The organism is Brevundimonas sp. (assembly GCF_023259385.1).
Taxonomy (GTDB): Bacteria; Pseudomonadota; Alphaproteobacteria; order Caulobacterales; family Caulobacteraceae; genus Brevundimonas.
The window spans coordinates 7386-13418 of the sequence record NZ_JAHFPF010000076.1; the positions used below are offsets into that span (position 1 = coordinate 7386).

10 protein-coding genes are annotated in these 6033 nt (G+C 67.2%); 2 read left to right on the forward strand and 8 right to left on the reverse strand.

The window, feature by feature from the left end; genetic code table 11:
- The 5 genes from tatC to Q0C81_RS07685 form a co-directional block, all read right to left on the reverse strand.
- Positions 1-735, reverse strand: a 735-nt coding sequence (gene tatC / locus Q0C81_RS07665) for a twin-arginine translocase subunit TatC (RefSeq protein WP_291835927.1), incomplete at its 3' end; no start/stop codon positions are given.
- The gene (gene tatB / locus Q0C81_RS07670) at positions 732-1292 is read right to left on the reverse strand and encodes a Sec-independent protein translocase protein TatB (protein ID WP_291835930.1); all 561 of its coding nucleotides are present in this window, start codon (positions 1290-1292) and stop codon (positions 732-734) included. The genes tatC and tatB, both read right to left, overlap by 4 nt.
- 29 nt (positions 1293-1321) lie before the next feature.
- Entirely contained in the window at positions 1322-1540 is a 219-nt protein-coding gene (locus Q0C81_RS07675) for a twin-arginine translocase TatA/TatE family subunit (RefSeq protein WP_291835935.1), read from the reverse strand.
- Between the two features lie 95 nt (positions 1541-1635).
- Complete coding sequence (locus tag Q0C81_RS07680; RefSeq protein ID WP_291835941.1) at positions 1636-2028, reverse strand: type II toxin-antitoxin system death-on-curing family toxin; 393 nt, start codon at positions 2026-2028, stop codon at positions 1636-1638.
- The gene (locus tag Q0C81_RS07685; RefSeq protein WP_291835944.1) at positions 2025-2213 is read right to left on the reverse strand and encodes a hypothetical protein; all 189 of its coding nucleotides are present in this window, start codon (positions 2211-2213) and stop codon (positions 2025-2027) included. The genes Q0C81_RS07680 and Q0C81_RS07685 overlap by 4 nt, the downstream gene beginning before the upstream one ends.
- Before the next feature lie 68 nt (positions 2214-2281).
- Here Q0C81_RS07685 and rnhA point away from each other — a divergent pair, with 68 nt between their 5' ends.
- Positions 2282-2743, forward strand: a complete 462-nt coding sequence (rnhA, locus tag Q0C81_RS07690) for a ribonuclease HI (protein WP_291835960.1) — start codon at positions 2282-2284, stop codon at positions 2741-2743.
- Between the two features lie 50 nt (positions 2744-2793).
- Here rnhA and Q0C81_RS07695 read toward each other — a convergent pair whose 3' ends face one another.
- The 3 genes from Q0C81_RS07695 to Q0C81_RS07705 form a co-directional block, all read right to left on the reverse strand.
- Positions 2794-3252 (reverse strand): NfeD family protein, encoded by a 459-nt coding sequence (locus Q0C81_RS07695; protein ID WP_291835947.1) that lies wholly within the window; start codon positions 3250-3252, stop codon positions 2794-2796.
- A 3-nt stretch (positions 3253-3255) separates the two neighbouring features.
- Positions 3256-4260, reverse strand: a complete 1005-nt coding sequence (locus Q0C81_RS07700) for an SPFH domain-containing protein (RefSeq protein ID WP_291835950.1) — start codon at positions 4258-4260, stop codon at positions 3256-3258.
- 94 nt (positions 4261-4354) lie between these two features.
- Entirely contained in the window at positions 4355-4759 is a 405-nt protein-coding gene (locus Q0C81_RS07705) for an NUDIX hydrolase (protein ID WP_291835953.1), read from the reverse strand.
- 118 nt (positions 4760-4877) lie between these two features.
- Between Q0C81_RS07705 and Q0C81_RS07710 the strand changes: the two genes are divergently transcribed.
- Positions 4878-6033 (forward strand): tetratricopeptide repeat protein (locus tag Q0C81_RS07710; RefSeq protein ID WP_291835957.1); only part of this gene is annotated, 1156 nt, incomplete at its 3' end.

The following is a 6033-nucleotide window of genomic DNA, read 5'->3' on the forward strand; positions in this document are numbered from 1 at the left end:
GGCGACGATGGCGTAGCGGCGGACCTCGACCATCATCTTGGACGAGACGATCCCGGCCATGCCCAGCAGGGTGGTGACGACCGGCAGCTGGAAGCACAGGCCGAAGGCGAGGATCAGCGAGGTGACGAGGCTGAGGTATTCGGAGATCTTGGTGTTCAGTTCGACCGTGATGCCGTCCGCCGTGATCTGCTGGCTCAGCGAGAACCACATCACGAAGGGCAGCATGACGAAATAGACCAGGGCCGCGCCGATCAGGAACAGGATCGGGGCCACGAACAGGAAGGGCAGGAAGGCGCCCTTCTCGTTGCGGTACAGGCCCGGGGCGACGAATTTGTAGAGCTGCCAGGCCAGCACCGGGAAGACCACGACCACGGCGCCGAAGCCGGCCACCTTCATCTTGGTGAAGAGCTGCTCCAGCGGGCCGGTGGCCTGCAGGGCCAGGTTGGTCGGGGCGCCCGGCGGCAGGTGGTGCAGGCCGGCGGTGACGGCGATCAGCTCGAACGGATTGCCGCCGTGCTGGCCGGCGGCCTGGGCCGCGGCGTGCAGGGCGTAGGCGGCCTGGAAGGGCTTGATCAGGAAGATCTGGATGTCGGCGGCGAAGTAGAAGCAGCCGATGAAGGCGACGGCGAACGCGACCACGCAGACCACCAGCCGCCCGCGCAGCTCGATCAGGTGAGACATCAGCGGCGCGCGCGACGCCTCGATCTCGGCTTCGTCCCGGTCGATCTGGCTCACAGTTCAACCGCCTTCCTGCGGGAGGGCGGGGTCTTCTTCGCCACGGACGGCTTCGCGGCGGGCGTCTTCGCGGCGACCGGGGGCTTGGCGGCGGCCTTTTTCGCGGGCGCCTTGGAGGCCGCCTTGGCAGCGGCGGCCTTGCGCGGGGCGCGGGGCTTGGGCGCCGTTTCAGGCTCCAGCGGCGCCATCACCGGCGGGCTGTCGGGCCATTCCTCGGGACCCGTCAGGGCCGGGGCGGGCGCGGGGGCGTCGAGGGGGCGGTTCAGGTCGTCGCGGATGCCGCGGAAGGTGGCCTCGGCATCGGCGCCCAGGGGCATCATGTTGGTCTGGCCCTGACGCAGGGCCTCGACCTCCTTGCGCAGGTCGTCCAGCTCGGACTGGCGCGCCATCTCGTCGAAGCTGTGCCGGAACTCGTTGGCCATGTTGCGGGCCTTGGCGACCAGCTGACCCAGCTTGCGCAGCATGGCGGGCAGCCGTTCGGGCCCCACGACAAGCAGGGCCACGACCGCGATCACGATATATTCCATGCCCCCGATGCCGGGGCCCAGACCACCCATCCGTCAGTCTCTCCGGCGCGAACGCGCGATTACGACTTCAGGTCTTCTTTTTCCGCGTCGGTGCGCGGCAGGGCGCCGGCGCGGTCGTCCTTCGGCTTGGTTTCGTCGGTGTCCTTCAGGCCGTCGCGGAAAGCCTTCACGCCCTTGGCGGCGTCGCCCATGAGGCCAGACAGCTTGCCGCGTCCGCCGAACAGCAGGAGCACGATGACGGCGACAATAGCCCAGTGCCAGATGCTGAGAGAACCCACGGCGACATCTCCTTCGTCGGACCGATGCGCGGCCCGTTCACAGTTTCACGCCGCATATAGGCCGTTCGGTGGCGCGACGCCAAGCGATTGCCGCGTCAGGTCGCCGCGCTGTTGTCGCGGATCCATGCGGCGAGGGTCGGTTCGTCGATCTGACTGGCTGCCAGAGCGTAGAAGGTTGCGGTGGCGTCGTCGTCCGTGGCTGTCAGTCTCCAGCCGTTGAGCTCAAGAAACAGGCCCATGCCGAGAAAGGCCGCGCGCTTGTTGCCGTCAACGAACGGGTGATTTTTGGCTAGTCCGACGGCGTAGGTCGCCGAGAGATCGCGGATGTCCTCGACAGCTTCATAGCTCCACCGATTGAGCGGTCTGGCCAAGGCCGATTCGAGAAGCCCTTCGTCCCTGAGACCGGGCGAGCCGCCAGTCCGCGCGAGGACGTAGTCGTGAAGCTGGATAACGTCCGCCTTTGCCAGCCAACGCGGCTGGTCGGTCATTTCGCCAGCGCTTCGAATGTTTTGATGTAGCGCTCGACGAACGCCTTGCCGCGTTCGACGGGCGTGGGGTCCAGCGCCTCGACCGACACCTCATCTCCCACCGCTACGCCAAGCGTGACAAGGTCAGCCTCTTCCAGCTGGATGACCGGCTTTCCGGCGATTTCCACAATCTTCAGATGGATCATGACGGTGCTCCTGAATAGGAAGATACGCCAAACCGGATTCGCCTCCAACCAATCGGAGGCGGGAACCGCTGACTGAAGGTTCACTCTTGTCCCACGTGATCATCCACACCGACGGCGCCTGCAAGGGCAATCCGGGGCCGGGGGGCTGGGGCGCCATCCTTCAGGCGGGCGAAGGTCGCGAGAAGGAATTGTGGGGCGGCGAGCCCAACACGACCAACAACCGCATGGAGCTGATGGGGGCGATCATGGCGCTGGAGGCCCTGACCCGGCCGTGCCGCGTCGATCTGCACACCGACAGCAAATACGTCATGACCGGGATCACCGAATGGATCCGCGGCTGGAAGGCGCGCGGCTGGAAGACCGCCGACAAGAAGCCGGTCAAGAACGAGGACCTGTGGAAACGGCTCGACGCCGCCCGGGCCCGCCACGAGGTGAAGTGGCACTGGGTGAAGGGCCACGCCGGGCATGAGCTGAACGAGCGGGCCGACGGCCTGGCCAACCGCGGGATCGAGGATATGCGGAAGGGCTGACCGGGCTCACCGCTCCATTCGCCCACGCGAATGGCGCGGTGACGTTGAAGTCAGGCCGCCCGGACCTTGAGCTTCGGTCCGTCGACGCCTTCGACGATGACGCTTTCGCCGGCCAGGGGGGCGACGCCCTCGATCTCGGCGGGCCATTCGGCGCCCGAGACGAAGACCCGGCCGCGGCCGTCGACGAAGGCCTGGACCACCTGGGCGCGCTGACCGATCAGACGGCCCTCACGGGCGTTGATGTCGGGCGAATCCGACGGGTTCACCCGCTGGATCAGGCGACGCGACAGCAGGGTCGCGGCCACCGTCAGGCCGGCGAACAGGGCGACTTCGCCCCAGAAGCCCAGCGGCACGCCGATGGCGGTGATGACCGCCACCACTCCGGACGCGACGGCGGGCCACAGCAGCCATTCGGTCGAGAAGGCGGCCTCGACGGCCAGCAGGATCACGCCCAGCGCCAGCCAGATCCAGAACGGCTGATTGCTGTGGAACTCGATCAGGGCGTCCATGGATCAGGTCCTCGGAACGGTGGGACGCGGCGGGCGCGGCGGAGCGGGCGGGCGCGGCGCGGCGGGGATCGGCGCCGGGGCCGGGCGGCTCTGCTGCTGATCCTGCGCCAGGCTGACGAGCTGGCCCACGCCGGCGATGGTGCCGACCAGCGCGCCCATCTCGGCGGGGACGATGACCGTCTTCTGCTGCGGGCTGCGGGCCAGTTCGGCGAAGGCCTCCACATACTTCTGGGCGACGAAGTAGTTGATGGCGTTGACGTCGCCGGCGGCGATGGCGTTGGACACCATCTCGGTGGCGCGGGCCTCGGCCTCGGCTTCGCGTTCACGGGCCTCGGCGTCGCGGAAGGCGGCTTCGCGGCGGCCCTCGGCCTCCAGGATGGCGGCCTGTTTGGCGCCCTCGGCGCGGGTGATGGCGGCCTGCTTCTCGCCGTCGGCCTCGGTGACCACGGCGCGGCGTTCGCGCTCGGCCTTCATCTGACGCGCCATGGCGTTGGTGATGTCGGTCGGCGGGGTCAGGTCCTTGATTTCGATCCGGTTGGCCTTGACGCCCCACGGCTCGGTCGCCGCGTCGATGACATGCAGCAGGCGGGTGTTGATGGCGTCGCGCTGGCTGAGGACTTCGTCCAGTTCCATCGAGCCGACCACGGTCCGCAGGTTGGTCATGCAGAGCTGCGAAATGGCGTAGGGCAGGTCGTCCACGCGATAGGCGGCGCGGGCGGCGTCCATGACCTGGATGAAGACGATGCCGTCGACCTTCACCACGGCGTTGTCCTTGGTGATGACCTCCTGGGTCGGGACGTCCAGGACCTGCTCCATCATGTTCATACGGCGGCCGACCTTCTCGACGAAGGGGGTCAGAAGACTGATGCCCGGGGGCAGGGTGCGGGTGTATTTGCCGAAGCGTTCGACCGTGAATTCACGCCCTTGCGGCACGATCTTCACGACGCTGAACAACAGGACGAAGGCCAGAACGACCAGGGCCACGAAGAAGAGTACGGAAAAGTCCATCAAAGCCTCCCTATTCCCGTCACGGTATCAGGCTGTGGCCCGCGCGCCACAGAAACCGGACGGCGGCCGATGACATCCCCGTAATCTTGGCCGTTCAGCATCGCCGGGCGACCGCCAGGGCGATGATCCGCCGCGTCTCCAACCAGTCGATCAGGGCCTCGACCTGATCCAGCGGCGCGAACCGCGCCTCCAGGGCGTCGTCGCCCGCCACGGGCTCGCCGGAGAGCCAGTCGGCGGCGTAGTCGATCAGGACGTAGTGCCGCCCCGCCTCGGGGAAGATCCCGTCCACGACGTCAAGCAGGCCGGTGATGCGGGCCGTGACGCCGGTCTCTTCCAGCAGCTCGCGCAGGGCGGCGTCGACGGCGCGCTCGCCGGGTTCGATGCGTCCGCCGGGCAGGCTCCATTCGCCCATGCGCGGCGGCTTGCCCCGGCGGATCAGCAGGACCTCGTCGCCGCGCAGGCAGACGACGCCGACGGCGGGGACGGGAAGTTCATGCATCGCGCATCTTCGGCGTGTCTGGTAGGGCGGAAAAAAGAGAGGGAACGAGAGCTTCATGGGGTCGGGACGGAATACGCCTTGTAGCTGCGGAAGCGGCAAGAAGTACAAGCGGTGCTGCATGGGGCAGGATACGGGCGGCGCGGCCCCTCTCACTGACGAGATCATGGCGGCCCGGATGTTGACGCTGGAACATGATCGCAGCGTGAGGGACGAAGCGGAAAGCCGCCTTCTTCGCTTTCGCCAAGCGCCGGGGCTGGCGGCCCATACTGCTTCCGAGATCGACCTGTCGCTTGTCACGGTCGCTCAAAGACGTGGCGACCACCAGGGCGCTCTGGATCGGCTTGACGCGATGTCGGGGCGCGTATCCTCCGCCGTGCGCCAGAACATGAAACAGTTGCGAGCAACGTCCCTCACCCATCTGGGCGACGCTCCGGCCGGCGCCCGGATTTTCGACAAGCTTCTGAAGGAGGACGGGCACGATGTCTTCCGGCCCTGGTGGTGTCTGGAGGCCGGCCGGACCTACAGGCTGGCGGGTCGAACGGCGGACGCCATCACCGTCACCCGTGAAGCCGTGAGGCTGTTTGAGGCCCAGGACGAGCTGGAGCATCTCACCCGGGCCCGCTCCAATCTCGGCGGGTTCATGCTTTACTCCGAGGATAGCGACGAGGTGGCGCAGGGTGAGGCGCTTCTCGAAGAGATGTGTGACGTCAAGATCGGGATCGGAGATATCGAGGGCGCGGCCAACAACTTCTCCCAGCTCAGCATGCACTGCTTCCGCTTGAAGCGGTTCGAACGGGCGATCGCCTACGGCCGCAAGGATCTGATGCTGGCGCGGGTTCAGGGAGACGAACGGGGGCTTGCGGCCACCCTGGGAAACCTGGCGGTGATGTATGTGGAGCTTCGGCAGCTCACTCAGGCCCGAAAGCACAACGCCGAGGCCCTAGAGATCGGTCAGCGTCTGCAGAATCCGGAGATTCTGGCCAAGACCGAAGGCATCATCCGAATGATCGAGGCCCAGGGAAAGGCCGCCGGCATAGCCGGAATACCGCTGGGGCCCATCGCGCCCTGCGCGTGCGAATCCGGGAAGACCTACGAGGCCTGCTGCGGGCGCGCGGATCATGAGCCGCTCGCATTGAGAATGCCGGTCGGCGGCGAGTCGGAAGATGTCCAACCCCTCGCCGGGGACCTTCGGCGGCTGGGCCTGGAGCCGGGTCCTCTCGATTTCGCCATGCGGGAAACGGACGAGGCCCGGCGGAGGGTCTCCTGGTCGGAGA

What these genes read in the sequence shown, in the direction of transcription:
- tatB (WP_291835930.1), bottom strand. Translation starts at nt 1,292, where the DNA reads ATGGGTGGTCTGGGCCCCGGCATCGGGGGCATGGAATATATCGTGATC.
- Q0C81_RS07685 (WP_291835944.1), bottom strand. Translation starts at nt 2,213, where the DNA reads ATGATCCATCTGAAGATTGTGGAAATCGCCGGAAAGCCGGTCATCCAG.
- Q0C81_RS07700 (WP_291835950.1), bottom strand. Translation starts at nt 4,260, where the DNA reads ATGGACTTTTCCGTACTCTTCTTCGTGGCCCTGGTCGTTCTGGCCTTC.
- Q0C81_RS07680 (WP_291835941.1), bottom strand. Translation starts at nt 2,028, where the DNA reads ATGACCGACCAGCCGCGTTGGCTGGCAAAGGCGGACGTTATCCAGCTT.
- Q0C81_RS07695 (WP_291835947.1), bottom strand. Translation starts at nt 3,252, where the DNA reads ATGGACGCCCTGATCGAGTTCCACAGCAATCAGCCGTTCTGGATCTGG.
- Q0C81_RS07705 (WP_291835953.1), bottom strand. Translation starts at nt 4,759, where the DNA reads ATGCATGAACTTCCCGTCCCCGCCGTCGGCGTCGTCTGCCTGCGCGGC.